20 protein-coding genes are annotated in these 21,543 nt (G+C 68.8%); 6 read left to right on the forward strand and 14 right to left on the reverse strand.

Annotated features, from left to right (window positions below; genetic code table 11):
- Positions 1-110: 110 nt before the first annotated feature.
- Together IE302_RS40475 and IE302_RS40480 are read right to left on the reverse strand one after the other, a co-directional pair.
- Positions 111-1,652: a glycerol-3-phosphate dehydrogenase/oxidase gene (locus IE302_RS40475; RefSeq protein ID WP_191259760.1), complete on the reverse strand. Its 1,542-nt coding sequence runs from the start codon at positions 1,650-1,652 to the stop codon at positions 111-113.
- On the reverse strand, positions 1,649-2,212 hold the full coding sequence (locus tag IE302_RS40480; RefSeq protein ID WP_005155985.1) for a TetR/AcrR family transcriptional regulator: 564 nt from the start codon (positions 2,210-2,212) through the stop codon (positions 1,649-1,651). The genes IE302_RS40475 and IE302_RS40480 overlap by 4 nt, the downstream gene beginning before the upstream one ends.
- Positions 2,213-2,309: 97 nt before the next feature.
- Here IE302_RS40480 and IE302_RS40485 point away from each other — a divergent pair, with 97 nt between their 5' ends.
- Complete coding sequence (locus IE302_RS40485; RefSeq protein ID WP_191259761.1) at positions 2,310-3,929, forward strand: FAD-binding oxidoreductase; 1,620 nt, start codon at positions 2,310-2,312, stop codon at positions 3,927-3,929.
- On the opposite strand, the gene IE302_RS40490 is transcribed toward IE302_RS40485, so the two are convergent.
- From IE302_RS40490 to IE302_RS40500, 3 genes are all read right to left on the reverse strand, one after another.
- Positions 3,907-4,554 carry a gamma-glutamylcyclotransferase gene (locus tag IE302_RS40490; RefSeq protein ID WP_191259762.1) on the reverse strand — a complete coding sequence of 216 codons (648 nt, stop codon included), beginning with the start codon at positions 4,552-4,554 and terminating at the stop codon, positions 3,907-3,909. The two genes, IE302_RS40485 and IE302_RS40490, sit on opposite strands and share 23 nt — an antisense overlap.
- Before the next feature lie 114 nt (positions 4,555-4,668).
- Positions 4,669-5,931, reverse strand: a complete 1,263-nt coding sequence (locus IE302_RS40495; RefSeq protein WP_191259763.1) for a C39 family peptidase — start codon at positions 5,929-5,931, stop codon at positions 4,669-4,671.
- Between the two features lie 170 nt (positions 5,932-6,101).
- On the reverse strand, positions 6,102-7,823 hold the full coding sequence (locus IE302_RS40500; RefSeq protein ID WP_191259764.1) for a TIGR03767 family metallophosphoesterase: 1,722 nt from the start codon (positions 7,821-7,823) through the stop codon (positions 6,102-6,104).
- A 173-nt stretch (positions 7,824-7,996) separates the two neighbouring features.
- Here IE302_RS40500 and IE302_RS40505 point away from each other — a divergent pair, with 173 nt between their 5' ends.
- Entirely contained in the window at positions 7,997-8,431 is a 435-nt protein-coding gene (locus tag IE302_RS40505; RefSeq protein ID WP_191259765.1) for a hypothetical protein, read from the forward strand.
- Between the two features lie 158 nt (positions 8,432-8,589).
- On the opposite strand, the gene IE302_RS40510 is transcribed toward IE302_RS40505, so the two are convergent.
- Positions 8,590-9,189 carry a TetR/AcrR family transcriptional regulator C-terminal domain-containing protein gene (locus tag IE302_RS40510; RefSeq protein ID WP_191259766.1) on the reverse strand — a complete coding sequence of 200 codons (600 nt, stop codon included), beginning with the start codon at positions 9,187-9,189 and terminating at the stop codon, positions 8,590-8,592.
- A 58-nt stretch (positions 9,190-9,247) separates the two neighbouring features.
- On the opposite strand from IE302_RS40510, the gene IE302_RS40515 reads away from it, so the two are divergent.
- Complete coding sequence (locus IE302_RS40515) at positions 9,248-9,703, forward strand: hypothetical protein (protein ID WP_191259767.1); 456 nt, start codon at positions 9,248-9,250, stop codon at positions 9,701-9,703.
- Here IE302_RS40515 and IE302_RS40520 read toward each other — a convergent pair.
- Complete coding sequence (locus tag IE302_RS40520; protein ID WP_191259768.1) at positions 9,672-10,943, reverse strand: ABC transporter substrate-binding protein; 1,272 nt, start codon at positions 10,941-10,943, stop codon at positions 9,672-9,674. The two genes, IE302_RS40515 and IE302_RS40520, sit on opposite strands and share 32 nt — an antisense overlap.
- A gap of 98 nt (positions 10,944-11,041) precedes the next feature.
- Positions 11,042-12,679 carry a long-chain fatty acid--CoA ligase gene (locus IE302_RS40525; protein ID WP_191259769.1) on the reverse strand — a complete coding sequence of 546 codons (1,638 nt, stop codon included), beginning with the start codon at positions 12,677-12,679 and terminating at the stop codon, positions 11,042-11,044.
- Positions 12,680-13,129: 450 nt separating this feature from the next.
- On the opposite strand from IE302_RS40525, the gene mihF reads away from it, so the two are divergent.
- Together mihF and IE302_RS40535 are read left to right on the forward strand one after the other, a co-directional pair.
- A complete protein-coding gene (gene mihF, locus IE302_RS40530; protein WP_005155963.1) occupies positions 13,130-13,441 on the forward strand; it encodes an integration host factor, actinobacterial type in 312 nt (103 codons plus the stop codon).
- Between the two features lie 121 nt (positions 13,442-13,562).
- Entirely contained in the window at positions 13,563-14,711 is a 1,149-nt protein-coding gene (locus IE302_RS40535; RefSeq protein WP_191259770.1) for an isochorismate synthase, read from the forward strand.
- A 69-nt stretch (positions 14,712-14,780) separates the two neighbouring features.
- Here IE302_RS40535 and IE302_RS40540 read toward each other — a convergent pair whose 3' ends face one another.
- Both IE302_RS40540 and IE302_RS40545 read right to left on the reverse strand, forming a co-directional pair.
- Entirely contained in the window at positions 14,781-15,470 is a 690-nt protein-coding gene (locus IE302_RS40540) for a 4'-phosphopantetheinyl transferase family protein (protein WP_191259771.1), read from the reverse strand.
- Entirely contained in the window at positions 15,467-16,807 is a 1,341-nt protein-coding gene (locus tag IE302_RS40545; RefSeq protein WP_191259772.1) for a cation:dicarboxylate symporter family transporter, read from the reverse strand. The genes IE302_RS40540 and IE302_RS40545 overlap by 4 nt, the downstream gene beginning before the upstream one ends.
- Positions 16,808-16,933: 126 nt before the next feature.
- Between IE302_RS40545 and IE302_RS40550 the strand changes: the two genes are divergently transcribed.
- The gene (locus IE302_RS40550) at positions 16,934-18,103 is read left to right on the forward strand and encodes an acyl-CoA dehydrogenase family protein (protein WP_191259773.1); all 1,170 of its coding nucleotides are present in this window, start codon (positions 16,934-16,936) and stop codon (positions 18,101-18,103) included.
- 71 nt (positions 18,104-18,174) lie between these two features.
- Here IE302_RS40550 and IE302_RS40555 read toward each other — a convergent pair whose 3' ends face one another.
- From IE302_RS40555 to IE302_RS40570, 4 genes are read right to left on the reverse strand one after another with little or no spacing between them, the layout of a single operon-like run.
- Positions 18,175-18,495, reverse strand: a complete 321-nt coding sequence (locus IE302_RS40555) for a hypothetical protein (RefSeq protein WP_191259774.1) — start codon at positions 18,493-18,495, stop codon at positions 18,175-18,177.
- Between the two features lie 58 nt (positions 18,496-18,553).
- A complete protein-coding gene (locus tag IE302_RS40560; RefSeq protein WP_191259775.1) occupies positions 18,554-19,189 on the reverse strand; it encodes a TetR/AcrR family transcriptional regulator in 636 nt (211 codons plus the stop codon).
- A gap of 35 nt (positions 19,190-19,224) precedes the next feature.
- Positions 19,225-20,769 carry an ATP-dependent acyl-CoA ligase gene (locus tag IE302_RS40565; protein ID WP_191259776.1) on the reverse strand — a complete coding sequence of 515 codons (1,545 nt, stop codon included), beginning with the start codon at positions 20,767-20,769 and terminating at the stop codon, positions 19,225-19,227.
- Positions 20,766-21,509, reverse strand: coding sequence for an enoyl-CoA hydratase/isomerase family protein (locus IE302_RS40570; protein ID WP_191259777.1), 744 nt, complete (start codon positions 21,507-21,509; stop codon positions 20,766-20,768). Before IE302_RS40570 ends, IE302_RS40565 begins: the two co-directional genes overlap by 4 nt.
- Positions 21,510-21,543: the final 34 nt, after the last annotated feature.

Raw genomic sequence — 21,543 nt, forward strand, 5'->3', positions numbered from 1 at the left:
GTTGCAAAAACCCAACGACTCGTCAAGTTGAGGGCGTGCTTCACCGCATCGAGAGGACTAAATGCGGTCGTTGCGCACGCAAGTACCGCATTCAGAGGACGAAACGCGGTTCAGGCGAGACCGGCGAGCGACTTGTCGACGAGCTCCTGGACGCGGGCTCGGGCGGCCTCGGCCTCGGGGGCGACCAGGCCGAGCCGGGTGCGGCGCTCCAGGACGTCCTCGACGTCGAGCGCGCCCTCGTGCCGCACCGCCCAGACGACTTCGGCCGCGCTGATCTCGGTGCCGCCGAACAGCGGCAGCCCCAGTTCCGGGTCGACCTCGCCGAGTGCCGCGACCCGCGGTGCCTCGGTGCCGTACTTCGCGACCAGCCGAGCCGGAGCATCTACAGTGGACAGACGGTGTCGCGGAGTCGCGCCGAGCAAGGGGAGCCGGGACGTGGTCGACGGCCCGGCGAGCAGCCCGGACCGCTTCAACGCCGCGTCGACGGCGTCCTCCGCCATCTTCCGGTACGTCGTCAGCTTGCCGCCGACGATGGTGAGCACGCTGTCGGAGCCGGTCACCACCGCGTGCTTGCGCGAAAGATCCGCGCTGCGCCCGCCACCGCCTTCGACCAGCGGCCGCAGCCCGGCGAACGAGCCCGCGACGTCGGCGCGGGTCAGCGGGCGGGTGAACGCCTTCGACGCCACTTCGAGCAGGAAGTCCACATCGGACTCCGGCACGGACGGCACCCGCGGCACCGGGCCGTCGGTCGGCTCGTCGGTGACCCCGACGAACACCCGGCCGTCGGGTTGCGGCAGCAGGAAGACGAACCGGTTGTTCTCGCCGGGGACGGGCACGTTGACCGACGTCGCGCCGATCCGGGCCGCCTCCGAGGACAGGATGAGATGGGAGCCGCGGGACGGCCGCAGCCGCACCGACTCCGCCAGCTCGCCCGCCCAGACGCCCGTCGCGTTGATCACCTGACGGGCGCGGATCTCGATCTCCCGCCCGGTGAGCCGGTCCCTGGCCAGCACCGAATCCGCGCCGAGCCGGAGGGCCTCGACCCTCGTGAGGATCTTCGCGCCGCGTGACGCCGCCGTGCGCGCCAGGCTCACCACGAGCCGCGCGTCGTCGGTCAGCGCGCCGTCGTAGGCCAGCAGCGCGCCGCGCAGGCCTTGGGGGGACAGGCCGGGCGCGAGCGCCAGCGCCTCCGCTGCCGGGATCGACCGCGGCCGGGGCAGCACCGACGCCGGGGTCCTGGCCGCGCGGCGGAGCCCGTCCCCGGCGACGAGGCCGGTCATGATGAACGCCTGCTGACCGCGGGAGGTCTCGGGGTACAGGGGGAACAGCTGCGGGATCGCGCGGGTGAGGTGCGGGGCCGTACGGGTCATCAGGATCCCGCGTTCGACGGCGCTTTCGTGCGCCAGCGCCAGATCGCCCTTGGCGAGGTAGCGGAGCCCGCCGTGGACCAGCTTGCTGGACCAGCGCGACGTCCCGTACGCGAGGTCGTACGCCTCGATCAGGGCCACCGAGAGCCCGCGCGCGGCCGCGTCCAGCGCGATCCCCGTGCCGGTGACGCCGCCACCGATCACCGCCAGGTCGACCCGCTCGCCGCCGGCCAGTGCCGCGAGCTCGCGCTCACGTCGCAGGGCGTTGAGCGAGCCGGGCGTCACGGGCGCAACGCCGCGTCGAGCACCTGGGCGAACTCCGTCATCAGCGCCTTCTCGTTCACGTCCGCGGTGGCGGGGCGGAACGAGAAGGTGAAGGACTGGATGAGCAGCAACAGGGTGCGCGCCTGCGAGGGCAGGTCGCCCTTGCGGATCGAGCCGTCTTCGTGGCCGCCCTGCAGCAGGTGCAGGATCACGCCCTCGGCGAAGCGCTGGGTCTTCCCGAGCCGCTCGACGATGTAGGGCAGGACCAGTTCGGGGTCGAGGTCCAGCAGCGTGCGGAACAGCGGGTCGCCCGACAGCGCGACGACGGCGGCGACCGAACTCTGGACGAGCTTCTCGCGGAAGTGGGCCGGTTCGACCTCCGGTTCGGCCGCGCCTTGCAGCAGGCCGCCGAATTCGCGGGTCATGAGGGTCGCGAGCACGCTTCGCACGTCGGGGAAACGGCGGTAGACGGTCATCCGGCTGACCTTCGCCGTCCGCGCTATCTCGGCGAGCGTGGTCCGCCGCACGCCGACGGCGAGCACGCACTTCTTCGCGGCGTCGAGCAGAACGTCGTCGGACACGCGTGTCGAGGCCTGGCGGGATCGGGTATCCGCCAGTGCCGAGACGCCTGTTTCCGCAGGTGAGTGACGTTTTACGTCCATATGTAACACTGTAGTCGTGACCGAGCTTATTGACCACCGGTTAAGACGATCCTGGACGCCCGAGGCGGGTGACGCGGCCCACCTTCCGGCGAAGGCCCTGCGGTGGCTCGTCCAGCGTATCGGCCCGCTGGGCTCCGCGGCGCCCTTCGCACCCGATTCGGCGCTGTCCGTTCCCGAACCGCTGCTGGACGGACAGCCGAAGCGAGACCTCGAGGAGCTCGTCGGCGCCGGACACGTTCTGGTCACGCCGGGGGAACGGCTCGCCAGGGCGAGCGGGCTGTCCTATCTGGACTTGGTGCGCCGCCGCGGGTTCGGTGACTTTCCGGTGCCGGACGCCGTCGTCCTGCCGGGGAATCCCGACGAAGTCCAGGCGGTGCTGGAAATCTGCGCCCGGCACGACGTCGGCGTCGTCCCCTTCGGCGGCGGGACGTCGGTGGTCGGCGGGGTCGCGGCGCTGCGCGGGGACAAGAGCGCGGTCATCGCGCTCGACCTCACCAGGCTCGACGCGCTGGTCTCCGTCGACCCCGTCTCCCGGATCGCGGTCCTGCAGGCGGGGGTCACCGGCCCGGAAGCCGATCGGCTGCTCGCCGAGCACGGCTTCACCCTCGGGCACGTGCCCCAGTCCTACGAACGCGCCACGATCGGCGGATTCGCCGCGACCCGGTCCGCCGGTCAGGCCTCGTCGGGTTACGGCCGGTTCGAGGACATGGTCAAGGGCGTCCGGCTCGCGACCCCGCGAGGTGAATGGAAGCTCGGTGTCGCGCCGGCGTCGGCCGCCGGACCCGATCTGCGCCACCTCGCGGTCGGCAGCGAGGGCGCGCTCGGCGTGATCACCGAGGTCGCCGTCCGCGTCCGCCCGGTGCCGGAGGTCCGCCGCTACGAAGGCTACGTCCTCGACGGCTGGGAGAACGGCACCGCGGCGATCCGCGAACTCGCCCAGCGGCACGTGCTCGCGGACGTCACCCGGCTGTCCGATGTGGACGAGAGCGAGGTTTCGCTGGCGCTCAACGACAACTGGAAGACCAAGGCGCTGCGCCGGTATCTCAAGGCACGCGGGGTGCACGCGCCTTGCCTGCTGATCGTCGGCTGGGAAGGCGCGTCGAAACGCGAGGTCGCCCGGCGTCGTCAGGAGACCACCCGGGTGCTGGAGCCGTTCGGCGCCGTCCGCATCGGCGCCGCGCTCGGCGAATCCTGGCGCCGCGGCCGGTTCTCCGGGCCTCGGCAGCGGGACGCCTTGATGGACAACGGTGTCTGCGTCGAAACCCTCGAAACCGCCGCCTATTGGGCGGAATTGAGCGACCTGCGCGACGCCGTCCGCGCCGCGCTCACCGCCACGCTCGGCAAGGCCGTCATCATGTGCCACGTCTCGCACGCGTACGAAACGGGCGCGTCGCTGTACTTCACCGTGCTCACCGCGCGCGACGAGGCCGACCCGATCGGCCAGTGGCAGCGGGCGAAGGCGGCGGCGTCGGAGGCGATCACCGGGATCGGCACCATCTCGCACCACCACGCCGTCGGCGTCGACCATGCTCGCTATCTGTCCGCGGAGATCGGCGAGATCGGCGTCGAAGTGTTGCGGGCGGCGAAAAAAGCCGTCGACCCGGCCGGGATCCTCAATCCCGGGAAGCTTCTCTGACCAGCGTCCCGACCTCGACCAGCGTGCAGTCCAGGCCGTGCGTTTCGGCGGGGATCCCTTCCAGCGCCGCGGCCCGGCGCTGTTCGAGGTCGGCGACGCGGATATGCCTGCCGTCCACCAGGATCGGCAGGCGGATGTCCGCGGCGCCGACGTAGGCCACCACGTCGTCGAGCACGGTGCCGTCGTCGAGGGTGATGGCCGGAGCGGTCAGCCGCACCAGGCGGTAGCGCTGCCCGTTGCCCTCGCATTCGTTGAGCACGGCGAGCTGGTCGGGGGTCGCGAACCAGACGGCGTGCTCCTCGACCACCCCCGGGGCGGCGGCGAGGGTGGCGGGCCGCTGCCCGTCCCGGAACCGCAGGCCGGACGCCCAGACCGCGGCCAGGTCGGTGCAGCGCGCGTGGCATACGACGACCGGGCCGCGCAGGCCCATGTTCTCCCGCAGCCAGGTGATCTTCGAAGGGCACGCGTTCGAACCGTAGGCGAGCACGGCCTGGCGCTCGCGCCAGCCTTCCGGCGCGGTGTCCAGGCTGTGCCCGGCGCCGTCGAAGTGGACGAACGAATGGCCCGGCCGCGACCCCGGGTACGGGTCGGCGGGGAAATCGGCGTCGGTGAAGAGTTTCACCACGTCACCTCGTACGGCATACCCACCTCCGAGTAGTCGTGAACTCAGAAGCTTGCCACGGAATCCACCGGTGTCGCGACATCCGCTCGGGTGCGGTATCGGTTCAGTCGGCCCGTTTCAGCGAGGCGTGATGATGTACGCGACCCCGCCCGGGCCGCTGGAAACCCCGCCGGTGGTGTTGTACCGCTTGGTGCGCTGCCAGATCGTCTCGAACTGGTGTCGTTTGTAGACGTTCCGGACGCGGTCGTTGCTGCTGGCTGCCGGGTCGTTCGCGATCACGTCGCCGTCCTTCGTGAAGCCGACGACGACCATGATGTGCCCGGCGGTGCCGTAGCCCGCGCCGTCGAGTTCCTCGGCTTTGAACGACTGCGACGTGATCACCGGGATGCCGCGCGCGATGTAGTTCTCGAGTTCGGTCAAGGAGTGCAAACGGGTGACGTGCCCACGCAATCCGAGTGAAGCGGCGTACGCGGTGTTGAACGGCCAGTTTCCGGTTCCGTCGTAGGCGTAGTCGAACGTGTAACGGGCCGCGTACGCGACGGTCGGATCGACGTAACCCTCCGGGATCCACGCCATGTCCTCGGGCTTGGGCCGTTTGCCCCAGTACTCGGCCACCATTTCGGTGGACGTCGGGCTGCACCAGTTCTCGCCGCCGCCCCCGTACTCCGGGAACTGTCCTTTGTGGAGGTTCTGGGCGTAGGCGGGCACCCTGAGTTCGATCCCGGTGGCGCGGCCCGGTTTCGTCGCCTTGACCTCGAACCGGTCCGGGACCAGCGACGTCATGGCGCCGACCGACGTCACCGACGGCGTGGCTCGGGAACCGGCCTCGCGGTACAGGCTCACCCGCAGCCGGTACGACCGGAGCGCGACGCCCGCCTTCATGACCAGCGTGTCGACGTCGACCGCGGCGTTGGCGTCGCTCTGGCCGTTGACGCTGGTGCGTTTGATGTCGGTGTCTCCGTTGGCCCAGCGGCCCATGACGTACCAGGCGGTCTCGGTGCCCGACGCGGTGCGGCCCTTCGCTTCGACCTTGATCCACGTCTTGGCCGGCGTCTTCGCGTTCCACGACGCGACCAGCTGGGAGGCGTCGAAGCCCTGCGTGTGGCTCCTCGACGTCCACTGGCCGTATTCGTAGGTCTTCGTGGTGCCGAGCGTGGGTTCCGTGTGCTCGACGGTGCCGATCGGGCGGTCGATGCGCAGTGCGCCGTGGTCGAGGCCGAGCCCTTCCAGCCTGCCGTCCCGGAAACCGTGGTGACCGGACCATTCGTGGTAATCGATCGACTCGTCGTCTCCACGGCCGGGACCCGCCTCCGCCGTCTGTGCCGTCACCGCGGTCAGCGTAGCGACCGTCAGCAGCGTGACCAGCCCTCGTATGCGCATCGCGGCTCCCATCCCTCGAATCCACCCAGTAGGGAAGGGATTTTCGCCGGTCGCGCGAGGTATGTAAACAGTTGCCCGCTAGACGACCGCGTTTCGTCCTCTGAATGCCGTAGTCGCACGCGCAAGTACCGCATTCAGAGGACGAAACGCGCGGAGGTCAGGCGAGGAGGTCAGGCGAGGGGGTGGGGCAGGAGGAGTTCCGTGTTCTGGTCCTGGGCCGTCCCGACCGCGCCCAGCGAAGCGTGGATGTCGTTGTACGAGAACTCCCGGTACAGCGACGCGAGCGCTTGCGTCGAGGTGTCCGAGTACGAAGCCTCGTACGGCGCTTCCGCCTCGATCAGCGTCGTGAACAGCGAGAGCGTGCCGTCGGCGTTGTCGGCGACTTCGATGATCCGCGCGTGCTGCGGGAAGTCGATGTGCGACGCGGTGTTGATCTCCCAGAAGCCCTGCTTCGCCGTCTTTCCGGGGTGCGGGGTGATCTTGTTGTGGTGGGTGTGCCCGTTGACCCACGCCAGCACGTTCGGGAACCGGTTCAGCAGCGAGACGAACGTGTCGCCGTTGAGGCGCAGCTCCAGCGGGTGCCGCGCGTCGGGGAGCACGTTGCCCATGGTGTCGCTGGTGTGGTGGCTGAACAGGATGAACAGCTCGTCCGTCACGTTCTGCGTGACCTTGCGCCCGAAGAAGTCGTAGTACGTCGAGCTGTTGCGCTTGAGCGTGTTCTCCACCCAGGTGAACTGCCCGAGTCCGATCGACCCGTCGGCCAGCCCGGCCATCGTCGTGGTGTCGAGGCTGATGCCGACGACGCCCGGCGCGATGCGGAAGGTGTAGTACACGTTCCGCCCGTCGGCGTTGTTCCCGCTGAACCCGTGGCCGACCGGGCCGGGGCCGGTGTTGGCGGTGTCGAGGTGGTGCTGGACGAACTCCGCGGTGCTGAACGGCCGCCGTCGCTCGTCCGGGGTGATCTCGCGGATCGTGCCCGAGCCGCCGAACAGCTCCGTGACCGGGACGCCGGAGCCGGAACCGATCGCCTTGGCGAGTTTCCGCGACGTCGTCTCGTCCTTGCCGATCACCTTGAACCGGCCGGTGTACCAGGCGTCCATCCCGGGCAGGTCCGGCACGGTGCCGACGATGCTGTCGTCGTGGTTGCCGAAGGTGCAGAACCACGGGACGTCGAGACCGGGCGAGGTGAAGGTGCCCGACGCCGCGCCGAGCAGGCCGGGCAACTGCGGGAAGCCCTTCTTCGTGTACGCGTCGTCCAGTGTCTTGCCGGGGTTCCAGTAGTGCGAGGACCCGGAGGTCTGGACGCCTTCGTGCACGTTCGGGTCGCCCGAGGTCGGGTTCACCGTGCCGCCGTTGAGCACCTTGAGGAACCATTCGAGCTCGATCAGCTCGTGGTTGTCGGTGTTGTCGCCGGTGGTGACCATGAAGTCGATCGCCCGTCCGGTGAACGGGCCCGCCTTCAGGCTGTTCACCCGCTCCACCAGCGCCGTCGTCGCGACCGGGCCGAGCGTCTCCTGCGGCCGGTGCGCCGAGCCGACGAACGGGTGCAGGTACTCGAACCGCGCCGGACTCTCGGCGTCGGTGAAGTGCAGGTCGGTGAACTGCGCGAACGAGGCCATCGCACGGCGGCGGTCGTCGCGGCCGGACTTCGGCGCGGCGAGCTCGCCGCGGACGACGAGCGGCCAGCCGGGGCCCGCGGTCAGCCGCGTGTAGCCCGGACCGCTCTTGAGCGGGGCGGCCGCGGATTCCAGCGTGGTGCCCGCGGTCCGCGTCGCGCGGGTGGTGGTGCGCGCGAGCGCGCGGTCGAGTGCGTTGGCGGTCGGCGTGCACAGCAGCAGCCCGACGCCGGCGGCGCCTGCCGTGGCGAAGGTGCGCCTGGAGATGTCGGACATGGCGGTGCCCCTACTCGTCGCGGGTGGGTGTCGCGGAAGGACGATGCCGGAAGACGTTAGCCGTGAGGTGAACTCCGGAAAAGGGTAATGCGAAAATTTGTCACGTTTGGCCGAACCCGAAAGGACCGGAGACGGTTTACGCTGTCCGCTCGGCGAGCGTGGAGGTGGTCCTGGTGGGTGCTTCGGCTTGGTCTGTCCGCGGCCGGTTCGGCGGCGACCCGGAAGCGGCGCTGGACGCGATGAAGGCGCGCGTGTTCGCGGAGGGCGACTACCTCTGGGAAGAGGACGAACTCGGCCGCCCGGACTCGGTCGACGAGCTGTACGAGGTGGAGAGCGTCCAGGAGTCCGGGACCCATTCCGTGCTCGACGTCCACGAGTTCATCAGCGCCACGGGCGAGGACGACTTCGGCACGATCCGGCCCCTGACCGACGCCGAACTCCTCGCCGCCTTCGGCACCGAGGAGCCGTCCGTCGAGGGCTTCGACGAACTCGACAAGGCGGGTCGGCTGCCGTACGAACGCCGCCCGCGCTGGAGCGCGAACTGCGCGCTGCTCTACGAGAACGACGTCGCCGTCGAACTGGCGATCTGGGGCGTCTCCGGCGACTAGGCGCTGTCCTGTAAGTCCGTCCGCGGTCTTCGCGCCCAGGCGGCCCCTGACGGCACGGGCGATCCAGCCGAGTACGACCCGGTACGAGGCTGAATCGTCCGCACCGCCAGAGACCACCTGGATCACGAAGCCCATCGAACGGACTTACAGGACAGCGCCTAGAGCCGGGCTTCGAGTCCGTCCAAGATCACCTCGACACCCAGGTCGAACAGATCTTCGCCGCTCTGCGTCGCGAAAGCCGGGCCGAGCCTGCTCACGTGGGGATAGGCCGCGAGACGTTCGAGGAACCCTTCGTCCGGCTTCCGCGCGGGGAGGGTTTCCACCGAGGCGAGCACGTGTGCGGTGAGCAGCCGTGAAATGCCCGCGGTGTCTTCTTCGGAGAAGCCGGCCTCAAGCAGGATCCGGGCGGTCGTTTCGATGTGGCTCAGCCGGTGCGGGCCGGTCGGTGGCCGTTCGCGCAGCAGGGCGGCCGCGTCCCGGTGGCGCAGCAGCAGGGCGCGGAACTGGCGGAGTCCGCTCGCGAGCTGTTCGCGCCACGGCAGCTCGCCGTCGATCTCGAAAGCGTCGGCGCAGATGGCTTCGGCGACGAGGTCCAGCAGCTCCGCCTTGTCCTTCACATGCCAGTACAGCGTCGGTGAGCTGACGCCGAGTTTCGCCGCCAGGCGCCGGGTGCTGAGCTCGGCGAGACCGGTTTCGCCGAGCAGATCGACGGCGGCCTCGGTGATCTTGGCGAGGTCCAGCGAGCCTTTGCGTGCCACCCGAGGACTCTATCAGTGATAGATTTGTCTCTATCACTGATAGAGAACGGGGGAAGTGATGCTCTGGACACCGAAGATCCGCCTGGTCACGGTGCTGTGCTCGGTCGTTTTCGTGCTCGGGACGGCACTGCAGAACTACGTGATCATCGATCTGGACCTGATCGAAGCGAGCATGCGGCTCAAGGGCGCGGACACCGCCGAGGCGCCGACGTATCTCAGCGCGTTGCGGCTGGTGGGGAACGTCTTCATCGCCGGCAACGCGCTGGGACTGCTGGTCTGGTTCCGCCGGCGCTGGCTCTTCTGGCCGGTGCTCGCGTTCAACGTCGGCCAGGCGTTCGGCGTCTTCGTCGTGCCGTTCGAGGTGCACCGGGCCGCGATCGGTGAACACGGCTGGCCGGGAGTGCTCCCGTCGCTGGTCACCGACGGCGGCGCGGTGATCCTGTCGATCGTGCTGATCGTCGCTTACGTCCGCTCACGGCGGCTCACGCGGACAGGCGACCCAGTTCGGCTTTGACGACTTCGACCGCTTTCTTCGTCTCGGCGGCCGGGTCCGCGCCGTCGCGGGCGATGCGGCCCAGCGCGTCGACGAGCGCGGTGTTCGCCGAAGAAGTCCACAGTGGACCGGCGGCGCGGCCGTTCTCCCGGACCAGCTTCGCCGCGTCGCCCGCCGTGGGGATCTTGTCGAGCACGCTCAGCCGCGCGGGCAGATGGAAGCCGAACTTCGTGGCGAACTCCTGCTGGAAATCGGTGCGCTCCAGCCAGAGCCATTTGACGAAGTCCTTGGCGGCGTTGGGGTTCAGGCTCTTCGAATGCACCATCGAGCTCAGGCCGCTGACCGGGACGGACGGCGCGCCCGACGCGTCGAGCCGGGGGAAGGCCAGGACACCGAAGTCGTCCTTCATGGTGTCCTGGATCTTCGGCAGGTTCCACAGCCAGGTCCACTGCATGGCGGCGAGCCCGTCGATGAACGGGACCGGGTCCTGCCAGTCCGTCGAGGCGCCCAGCAGTAGCGAACCGTTGAGCTCGTGGAGCTTTCCGAACGCCGTGGCGGCACGCGGATCGTCGAAGCCGACGGATTTGCCGTCCTTGACGTAGTCGAGCCCGGCCGACCACAGCAAGGGCCCGGCGAGTGCCGCCGCGCCCGCGTCGTTGCCGGCGAACAGCCCTTTGACGCCGTCCTTGGAGAGTTTCTTCGCCGCGTCGACGAGTTCGTCGAGCGTCTGCGGCGGCTCGACCCCGGCCTCCTGCAGGAAACTCTTGCGGTAGAAGAGAACCTGGGTGTCCAGGGCCTGCGGGATGCCGTAGAGCTTGCCGTCGACGGTCTGCGCCGCGAGCAGCGAGGCGTTGAAGTCGCCGCGCACGGGCCCGATGACGTCGTCGAGCGGGACGAGGAGGTTCTGCCGGACGCGGTCGACGGTGACCTGGCCTTCGAAGACGTCCGGGACCGGGCCCGCTGCCAGCGCGGCGTTCAGTTTCGTCTCGTAGTCGTCGGGATTCCACTGCACCGCGACCTTGGACTTCTGGTACGCGGCCGCGTAGCGGGTGACGGCTTCCTGGACACCGGTTTCGGGATACGGGTGGTACCACTGCGCGAGGTCCACCGGTTTCGGTTTCGGCCTGGTCACCCCGGCGGAGTACGCCGTCGAGGGCGGCGGGGTTCCTGTTTGGACGGTGTTCGACCCGCAGGCGGCGAGCGAGGAGAGCGCCGTCGTCCCCGCCAACGCGAGGAACGTCCGCCTGCTTGTCTTACGCACCAACAAACCCTTCGCCGAACGCCGTGAAGGCCATCTCCAGGGACAGGGTCCCTCAAGATGGCCTTCACGGAAGGGCAGGCGCGCGGGAGATTAACCCGTTAGAGCTGACTGATGTCGAGTTTGCCTTCGGAGTGGAACGCCCGCAGCCGCTTCTTGTCGAACTTGCCGACGCTCGTCTTGGGGACTTCGTCCACAAAGGTCCAGTTCTCCGGAAGCTGCCACTTCGCGACCTTGTCGGACAGGAACTCGCGCAGTTCCTCGGCCGTGGCGCTCTGGCCTTCCCGGAGCACGACGGCGACCAGCGGACGCTCGTCCCACTTCTCGTCGGGGATGCCGACCACGGCCGCCTCGGCCACCGCGGGATGGGCCATCACCTGGTTCTCCAGATCCACCGAGGAGATCCACTCGCCGCCGGACTTGATGACGTCCTTCGCGCGGTCGGTCAGCGTGAGATAGCCGTCCGGGCTGATCTTGCCGACGTCGCCGGTGCGCAGCCAGCCGTCGTGGAACTTCTCCGGGTCGGGCTCGTCACCGCTCGTGCCGCTGTAGTACGACGCCGCGATCCACGGCCCCTGCACTTCGAGTTCGCCGACGCTTTCGTTGTCCCACGGCAGTTCTTCGCCGTTGTCGCCGATCAGCCGGGCGCTGACCGAGGCCGGGAACCGGCCCTGCGTGTAGCGGTACTCCCACGCCTTCTCCCCGGTCGCGGCCGCGGGCGGACGCGCGACGCTGCCCAGCGGCGACGTCTCGGTCATGCCCCAGGCGTGCAGGATCGGCACGTCGTAGCGGTCTTCGAACGCGTGCATCAGCGACGGCGGCGCGGCCGACCCGCCGACGACGACCTCGCGCAGATGCGAGATGTCCTGCGGGTTCGCGTCGAGGTGCGACAGCAGGCCCTGCCAGATCGTCGGGACGGCGCCGGCGAAGGTCGGCTTCTCCGCGTCGAGCATCTGGGCGATGGGGGCGGGCTGGAGGAAGCGGTCCGGCATCAGCAGCGACGCGCCGACCATCAGCGCCGCGTACGGCATGCCCCATGCCATCGCGTGGAACATCGGGACGATCGCGAGCGCCTTGTCGTGCTGGGCCAGCCGCATGCTGTCGGTCATCGTGACCTGCATCGAGTGCAGCCAGATCGACCGGTGGGAGTACGCGACGCCCTTCGGGTCACCCGTGGTGCCCGAGGTGTAACACATCGCGGCGGCGGAACGCTCGTCCACCTCGGGCCAGTCGAAGGTGTCCGGCTGGCCGGCCAGCAGCTCGTCGTAGGAGTGCACCTGGACGCCGTCGGGCGCCGGGAGGGCCGAGGCGTCGCCGTTGGCCACGATCACGTGGCGCACGGTCTTCAGCTCGGGCAGCTGCTTGGCCAGCAGCGGGATCAGCGTGCCGTCGACGATGACGACCTGGTCCTCGGCGTGGTTGGCGACGAAGACCAGCTGCTCCGGGAACAGCCGGATGTTCAGCGTGTGCAGCACCGCGCCCATCGCGGGGATGGCCAGGTACGCGGCCATGTGCTCGGCGTTGTTCCACATGAACGTGCCCACGCGCTGGTCACCGGTGATGCCGAGGCTCCGGAGGGCGTTCGCGAGCTTCGCGGCGTGTTTGCCGAGCTCACCGTAGGTCTCGCGGCGGGCTTCTGAACCGGTCCAGGTGATGACTTCGTTCTCGGAGTGCACCTTGGTGCCGTGGCGGAGCAGCCTGCCCAGTGACAGCTGTCCGTCCTGCATCGTGCTCAACATCGCGTACTCCCGTGGTGCTCGTTCTCCGGTGAACTGGGGTTGGGCCGACTCTAATGCGGGTCGGGTGAACTGGTCAGTAACGTCGCAGGCAACCGTTCGGTCACAGTGTCGCGCTAACGGGTGTTCGCCGGTTCGGGTCAAGATCATCAATAATTCGTGTTTTTCCTACCATGAAACGAAAAATGGCTAACAGTGCGAAGTCTTCGCATCGCTCATAAGGGTGATGAACGCAGGCGAATCGCCGCCCGATGGGCGTGTTTCCGCAGGCTGGGGCGGGTTGCCCGTGGCGTGGTCGAGGGGTAATAAGTGCGTGTCGGTTTCACGGCCGAGGAACGGGTGGCGTTTACTGGAGCCGTGGTACAGAGACGGCTGGCCAGCGCTTGCTCTTGCAAGCATGGTTAAAGGCCGTCGGCCGCGAAAGCGGAGACCTGAGATGAAAGGACTACTACGTTGGCTCTGCCCACGTTGACTCCGGAGCAGCGCGCCGATGCCCTCGCCAAGGCGGCTGAGGCTCGCAAAGCGCGCTCCGAGCTGCTTGCGTCGATCAAGTCCGGCAAGGAGAGCATCGACAAGGTGCTCAAGCAGGCCAAGGAGAACAAGACCATCGGCAAGACGAAGGTCACGCAGCTGCTGAAGGCCGTGCCCGGCCTGGGTGCGGTCAAGGTCGCCGCCCTGCTGGAGCAGGCCGGGATCGACCCGGACCGGCGTGCCGCCGGCCTGGGCGAGCGGCAGCGCGAGGCCCTCCTCGAGGCGCTGAAGTAAAGCGCGCTTTTGAGAGACACTGCCCAGGTCACGGGCTGTCCGGGGGAAGGTGTTGCCTGAGAGGCTGTTGCCCGGGCAACACTTTCCCCTGGTCTCAGCCGGAGCCTGGGACGCTGGTGGGGTGACGACCAGTACCGCACCGGCGACCCCGGCAGACCTGGCCGCCCGCTACGAGCGGGGCGACTTCCTCCTGGCCACGGCCCGGCACGCGCTCCTCGCGACCGGGGCCGCCGCCACCGCGACCGACACCGATCCGGCGCGGCTGTCCGGGGCACTCCCCCGACTGTTCACCGACTCGGGTGCTCCGATCGCGGTCGGCGTCCTGCCCTTCGACACCAGCGAGGGCACCTCGACGCCGGGTCACCTGGTCCTGCCCCGCACGGTGCACCGGGCGTCTTCCGAGCGCGGGGCCGTTCCTCCGCGCACCGCCCTCCCGCAGCCGGTCAAGGTCACTTCGGTGCCCGAACCGGAGGCGCATCTCGCCGCCGTCCGCGCGGCCGTCTCGGCGCTGAGCGACCGTGACCTGCGCAAAGTCGTCCTGGCCCGCGCCCTCGATCTCGATTTCGCCGCTGCCGTCCCGGTCGCGGACGTCGTCCGGAACCTGGCGAACGGGAACCCCCGCCACACCACCTACGCCGCGCAGCTGCCCGGCGGGCGCACGCTGGTCGGCGCCACCCCCGAACTCCTGCTCTCCCGCACCGGCGGCGCCGTGCTGTCCCGGCCGCATGCCGGGTCGATGCCCCGGTCGGCGGACCCGGCGATCGACAGGGCCCATGGTGAGGCACTCCTGGCGTCCGAAAAGGACCACCTCGAACACGCCGTGGTGGTGGAGTCCGTCGTCGAGATCCTCCGGCCGTTCTGTCGCGCGCTCGACGTCCGAGGCCCCGAACTGGTCTCGACGCCGGCGATCTGGCATCTCTCGACCACCGTCACCGGGGAGCTGATCGACCAGGACGTCACCGCGCTGGACCTCGCCGCCGCGCTGCACCCGACGCCCGCGATCTGCGGCACGCCGACCGGTGCCGCGCGCTCCCTGGTCCGGGAGCTGGAGCCGTTCGACCGCGAGTACTACGCGGGCGCCGTCGGCTGGGTCGACGCGGCCGGAGACGGCGAATGGGCCGTCGGGATCCGGTGCGCGGAGATCGCCGACACCTCCATGCGGCTGTACGCCGGTGGCGGCATCGTGCCCGCGTCCGACCCGCGGACCGAACTGGACGAGACCTCGGCGAAGTTCCGCACCCTGCTGGCCGCCATGGGCCTCGAGATCTAGCGCGTTTCGTCCTCTGGATGCGGTAGTTGCACGCGCAACTACCGCATCCAGAGGACGAATTGCGTGAGGTCAGAGGGGCGTGAAGTCTTCGGTGACCGAGATGTCGTCCGAGGTGATCAGCGCGACCGCGGCCCGATAGCCCTCGGTCGCCTTGAGGTCCGCGAGCCGGGTCCGGTCCGGGTCGAGCGCCGCGTGGCTCGACCGGACCAGCCGTGCCTCCTCGTCGTACGCGGAGAACGTGATGCTCTGCAGCGGGATCTTGAGGCCCTTCCCGGTGGCCTTCATGACGGCTTCCTTGCGCGTCCAGTAGGTGAAGAACGCCGTCGCGCGCTCCGCTTCGAGCAGCCCGGAGATCGCGGCCTGCTCGGCCGGGGTCAGCGCGTACTCCATGAGCGAGTCCTCGGCCCGCCTGGTGGCCGTCTCGACGTCGAGGCCGACCGGGGTGCCCGCGGTGGCCGCGACGCCGATGAGGTCGCCTGAATGCGAGATCGACAGCATCAGCGGCGCGCCGGGGACCCGGGGCCTGCCGTGCGGTTTACCGCAGTCTTCGCAGGTCGCGTCGAACTTCACGGCCTCGACGGCGAGGCCGAGGCGCTCGGCGGCGACGGTCTTCGCCAGCACCCGGCCGGTCAGGAACCGGCGTTTGTCGATGTCCTGACGGTAGCTGTCGTACCGGCCCTGTTCGAGCTCGTCGAGCAGGGCCAGGAACCGGGGTTCAGCGGGCAGGGGCGGGGACCAGCGGACCGCACATTCGATCACATCTTCTTTTTACCCGATTCCGCACTGGCATCACTCGAGTTTTCGTCGAGCAGCGTCGCCTCGTCGAACGGCGACTGCCCGTTCAGGGTCCGGTCCAGCTGCTCCCGGTCGATCTCGTTGGTCCAAGTGCCGATCAGCACGGTCGCGACGGCGTTGCCCGCGAAGTTCGTCAGCGCGCGCGCCTCGGACATGAACCGGTCGATGCCGACGATGAACCCGACGCCGTCCACCAGTTCCGGCCGGTGCGACGACAGCCCGCCCGCCAGCGTCGCGAGCCCCGCGCCGGTGACCCCGGCCGCCCCCTTCGACGCGATGATCATGAACACCAGCAACGAGATCTGCTCGCCGATGGTCAGCGGTTTGTCGAGCGCGTCCGCGATGAAGATGGACGCCATGGTCAGGTAGATCGCGGTGCCGTCGAGGTTGAACGAGTACCCGGTCGGCACGGTGATGCCGACGACGGGCTTGGAGACGCCCGCGTGCTCCATCTTCGCGATCAGCCGCGGCAGCGCCGACTCCGAAGACGACGTCGAGAGGATCAGCAGGAACTCACGGCCGAGGTACTTCAGCAGCTTGAAGATGTTGACCCTGGCGAACACGCCGATGATCAGCCCGAGCACCACGAACACGAACAGCCCGCAGGTGATGTAGAAGCCGAGCATGATCACCGCGAGGCTCTGCAGCGCCTTCCAGCCGGTCTCACCGACGACGGCGGCGATCGCGCCGAACGCGCCGACCGGGGCCGCCCACATGATCATCGCCAGGATCCGGAACACCAGCCGCTGGATGTGCTCGATGCCGCGGCGGATCGGCTCGCCCTTCGTGCCCAGTTTCTGCAGCGCGAACCCGGCGAGCAGCGCGACCAGCAGCGTCTGCAGCACCTCGCCCTCGGTGAACGCCGAGACCAGCGTCTTCGGGATGATCCCGAGCAGGAACTCGACGGTGCCCTCGCTCTTGGCGATCTGGTCCTGGCCCTTTTCGGCGATCTCGGGGGTCAGGTGCAGTCCGGTGCCCGGCTGCAGGATGTTGCCGACGACCAGGCCGATGATCAGCGCGACCGTGGACATCACCAGGAAGTAGCCGATCGCGAGCCCGCCGACGCGGCCGACCTTCGCGGCCTTCGCCACCGAGCCGACGCCGAGCGCGATCGTGCAGAAGATGATCGGCGAGATCATCATCTTGATCAGGTTCACGAACCCGGTCCCGAGCGGCTTCAGTTCCTTGCCGACCTCGGGGAACAGGATGCCGACCGCGATGCCGAGACCGACGGCCGCGATGACGGCGATGTAGAGGTAATGGGTCCGGTCCCGCTTCGCCGCGGGTTCCTGCGTGCTCATGGGTGCCCTTCAACGAGACGAGAACAGGTTGCGAAAACTTATGACAGTTTCTCGGCGAACGACAACCGAAGCGGTACCCTGAGCTAAGCGAGCGCTTAGTCAATGCCGAACAGGAGCGGGCTGACCATGGATTTCTCTCTCAGCGTCGAGGAACGCGAGGTGCGCGACTGGGTCCGCACGTTCGTCCAGCGGGACCTGATGCCGCGCGAGCAGGAGGTACTTCGCCGCGAACGCGCCGGTCAGCCGGGGCTCACCGGTGAGGAGCTGCGCGAGCTGCAGCTCAAGGCCAAGGAGTCCGGCTTCTGGGGTGCGCAGACGCCGGAGGAGTACGGCGGCATGGGCCTCTCCGCGGTGATGACCGCGCTGCTGGAGGCCGAACTCGGCCGCACGTTCGTGCCGTTCCGCTTCGGCGGCGCAGCGGACAACATCCTGTACTACGCCAACGATGAGCAGAAGGAGCGCTACCTGCTCCCGACGATCTCGGGCGAACGCAAGTCGTGCTTCGCGATCACCGAACCCGGCGCGGGTTCGGACGCCAAGGCCATCCGGACCTCCGCCCGCAAGGACGGCACCGACTGGGTCATCAACGGCGAGAAGACCTTCATCACCGGCGGCAACGAGGCCGACTTCGTGATGGTCTTCGCGATCACCGATCCGGAGAAGGGTGCGAACGGCGGCGTCACCTGCTTCCTCGTCGACCGTGACGCGGGCTGGAAGTCCGAATACATCGACACCATGGGCGAATGGGGCCCGGCGGCGCTGGTCTTCGAGGACGTCCGCGTGCCGGAGACGCAGATCCTCGGCGAGCTCGGCCACGGCTTCGACCTGGCCATGCAGTGGATCGGGGCGGGCCGCTACCTGCTGCCCGCCCGGGCGATCGGCTCGTGCGAGCGGCTGATCTCGATGGCCATCGAACATGCCAACACGCGGGAGACGTTCGGGCAGAAGATCGCCGAGCGCCAGGCCATCCAGTGGATGATCGCGGACTCCGGCACCGAACTGGAGGCGCTGCGCTGGCTGGTGCTGCACGCCGCCTGGCAGGTCGACCAGAAGCTGGACTCGCGGCACGCGCAGTCGATGGCGAAGCTGTACGGCGGGGTGAAGGCGAACGAGATCGTCGACCGCGTCCTGCAGATCCACGGCGGAATGGGCTACACGCGGGAACTGCCGGTCGAGCGGTGGTACCGGGAACTGCGGCTGCTGCGGATCTACGAGGGCACCGACGAGATCCAGCGCCGGACCATCGCACGCAACCTGCTCAAGGGGCACGTCAAGGTCGGCGGCACTTTGGGCTGACACCTGGGATGAACGGGACTTTCCCGGCAGTTTTCGCCAGGAAAGTCCCGTTCATCACATCAGGGGACTACTTACTTCTGGCTCCGCATCGCGATCGGGACCCCGGCCAGGTCCTCCTCGTTGCAGAGAAGCTTGACGTCGTAGTAGGGCGAACCCTTGCGGTCGTCGTAGTCGAGATGGACGGCCAGCACATCGACCGGTTCCCCGAGCCACTCCTGAGCCTGGCGTAGCCATGTCGCGCACCGTTCGAGGGCCGTGGGCAGGTCGTCGTCACGGAAGCCCACCGGGCGGTAGGGGACGTCCTGCACCTGATCACGGGGGTTCGAAGGCACCGGCAACGCCGGCGAGAGACCCGAGTCGTCCAGTTCGAGTTGGATCGTTTGCTCAGTCACCCTTCGAGCGTCCCCCAGAGAAGCCGTCTGAGCAAGGCGTACAAGGTATGAGTCGGCGTTAAACGGGCACTCGCCACACTCCCGAGACCACTTCACGGCAGTTTTGCAACGCCGCGACGTCAAGATGGCGTTCACAGGCCAGCGCCCGCAGCGCCAGTTCCGCGTAATGCGAGGCCAGTTGATCGAGGGTGAGCGGCCCGCTCGGCGAATACCAGCGCGCGACCCCGCTGCACATCTCCACCAGTGCGAGCCTGGTGACCGAAGGCTGATCGGTGTGGAAGACGCCGGCCGTCACCCCGTCTTCGATGGCGTCCGCCCACAGCCTTTCGTAGGCGTCGCGCAGCCCGACGACGCCGGCCCTGGCGCCGGGGGTGAGCGCGTGGACCTCGTTGTCCACCACGCGGGTGTCGTCCGGCTGGATCGCGTGCGCGAGCACGTGCAGGGCCACCAGGGATCCGAGCCGGGACACGGGATCGGCGAGCCCGGCGGTCGCCTGCTGCGCCGCGTCGAGCAGCCGCCGCAGCGACTCGTTCATGATGGTCACCAGCAGATCCTCTTTGGTGCCCATGTAGTGGTACAGGCTGGCGGACGAAAGCTCCGCCTCCTGCGCGAGATCCCGGATCCCGGTGCCATGGAACCCCTTGGCGGCGAACAATTTCACCGCCGCCTGCCGGACTCTTTCGCGGGTGTTCACGACTCGAGGTTCTTTTTCCCGCCGAGAGTCCATGTTCAGAGCCATGTTTCCGTGGTCCTGTCCCAAGATCCGGCGCGAAGGTCTTCCGCTTTCTTCAGCTCGCCCTTGGCGACCCGTTCCGACGGTGTCATCGGCAGTTCCGCCGCGAAGGCCCAGAACCGGGGGACCTTGAAATAGGCGAGTTTCGCCGAGCAGAATTCCGCCAGTTCGGCCGGTTCGCAGCGGTGTCCTTCGTTTTCTTCGAGGACGAGGTACGCCTTGACCTCCTCGCCCCGGATCTCGTCCGGCACCGCGATGACGGCGGCGAGCTTGACCGCCGGATGCAGCTGCAACGCCCGTTCGACCTCGTCGGCGGAGATGTTCTCGCCGCTGCGGCGGATCATGTCCTTGGTGCGGCCCACGTAGTACACGCGGCCCTGTTCGTCCATTGTGGCCAGATCGCCGGTGTGGAACCAGCCGCCGTCGAACGCGCGCCTGGTCGCTTCGACGTCGTCGTGGTAGCCGTGCATCAGGCCGACCCCGCGGATCAGCAGCTCACCGGTCTCCCCGCGCGGCAAGGGTTTCCCATCCGCGTCCGCGATCATCACCTCACGGGTGGGCGCGGGCCTGCCGAGGCAGCCGGTGCCGACGGTCTCTTCGTGATCCGCCGGGTACATCCGGATGTCGCCGCCGGTCTCGGTCATGCCGAATGCCTCGTACCACGGCGCGCCCCAGCGTGCTTCGAGCGCCGCGTGCTGGTCGCGCGGGATGGCCGACGCGCAGATCGCGCGGACCCGATGCGCCTTGTCCAGCTCGCTTTCCGGCTGGCGCACCAGGAGGGTGGGCATCAGGCCGAGACAGTAGAACCAGGTGACGCCGTGTTCGCGGATCTTCTCCCAGAACGTGGACGGATGGAACCGGTCGAGCACCACCAGCGTCGCGCCGCCCGCGAGCCCCAGCGCGACGTTCCACTGTGGATCGATGTAGTGGAACGGCTGCGCGGTCAGGATGACGTCGTCCGCGCCGACGGCGGGGAAGTCCGTCGCCAGGCTGATCGCCAGGGTCGTCCAGTACCGGTTCGGCAGCACGCAGCCCTTGGGAGCGCCCGTGGTGCCGGAGGTGTACTGGATGTTGATCGGGCGTTCGGCCTCGCTCCCGAAAGCCGGGGTGCCGCCGGGGTCGGTGAGTTCGCCCGGCGTGAGTACGCGTTCCAGCGAGGTCTCCGGCGCGATCTTGGTCAGCAGCTCCAGGAATTCTTCGGCGGCGACGGCGAACCTGGCACCGGAATGCCGGAGTACGTGGGCACCGTCGAATTCGCGGTACCCGGTGTTGACCGGCACGAGCACCCCGCCGATCTTGGCCAGTGCCAGCCACAGCAACGGGAACTCGGGCTGGTTGCGCAGCATCACCGCGACCCGGTCGCCCGGCCGCACGCCGAGGTCCAGCAGCGCGCGGGCGAACTCCGTGCTGCGCGCGTCGACTTCGGCGAACGTGAAGCTTTCGCCGGTGGAGTCGAAGATCCACGCCGTCCTGTCCGGCCAGAGCGCGGCGGCGCGGGTGGTCAGCCCGAGCAGGGTGTCGATCCCGGCGAGCGGGGTCACGTCCGGCTCCGGAAGGCCTCGGCCGACGCGGCGACCTCGGCGGAGTGCTCGGTGATCAGCGCGTGGCTGACCTCCAGTTCGAGCGCGGCGTCGAGTGAGCTGTCGATGCCGGAATCGAGGGCGCGTTTGGCCATCGTGGCCGCGGCCGCCGGATGGGCGGCGATCCTGGCCGCCCAGTCGAGCGCGGTGTCCATCAGGTCGTCGGCGGGCAGGACGGCGTTGACCAGGCCGAGCTCGTACGCCTCGGTGCCGCTCACGCGTTCGCCCAGCAGCAGGAGCTCCTTGGCCTTCAGCGGGCCGACCAGCAGCGGAAGCAGCCGCGACGCCGCGCCCGTGACGCTCAGCCCGAGCGAGACCTCGGGGAAGGCGAACACCGCGTCGTCCGCGGCGAGGATCAGGTCGCAGCCCATCGCGAACTCGGCGCCCGCGCCGATCGCGTAGCCGTGGACCGCGGCGATGACCGGCTGGCGCAGGCCACGCAGGCGGCGCGTCACGTCCTGTAGCCGGTCGAGCCGCGGGCGTGAATCACCCTCGGGGGTGGGCTCCTTGAGGTCGTGACCCGCGCAGAACGCGCGCCCGCGGCCGGCGAGCACGACGGCCCGCGCGTCCGACTTGGCGGCCGCGTCGAGCGCCTCCAGCAGGTCGTCGACCAGTTCGGCGACCACCGCGTTCAGCCGTTCGGGGCGGTTCAGCCAGATCACTGCGATGCCGTCGTCGAGTGCGTAGTCCACGGTGCTCATGACGCCGAGCCTAGACGACCGATCGATCGATCGA

The organism is Amycolatopsis oliviviridis (assembly GCF_014654365.1).
In the GTDB taxonomy this organism is placed as follows: Bacteria; Actinomycetota; Actinomycetes; order Mycobacteriales; family Pseudonocardiaceae; genus Amycolatopsis; species Amycolatopsis oliviviridis.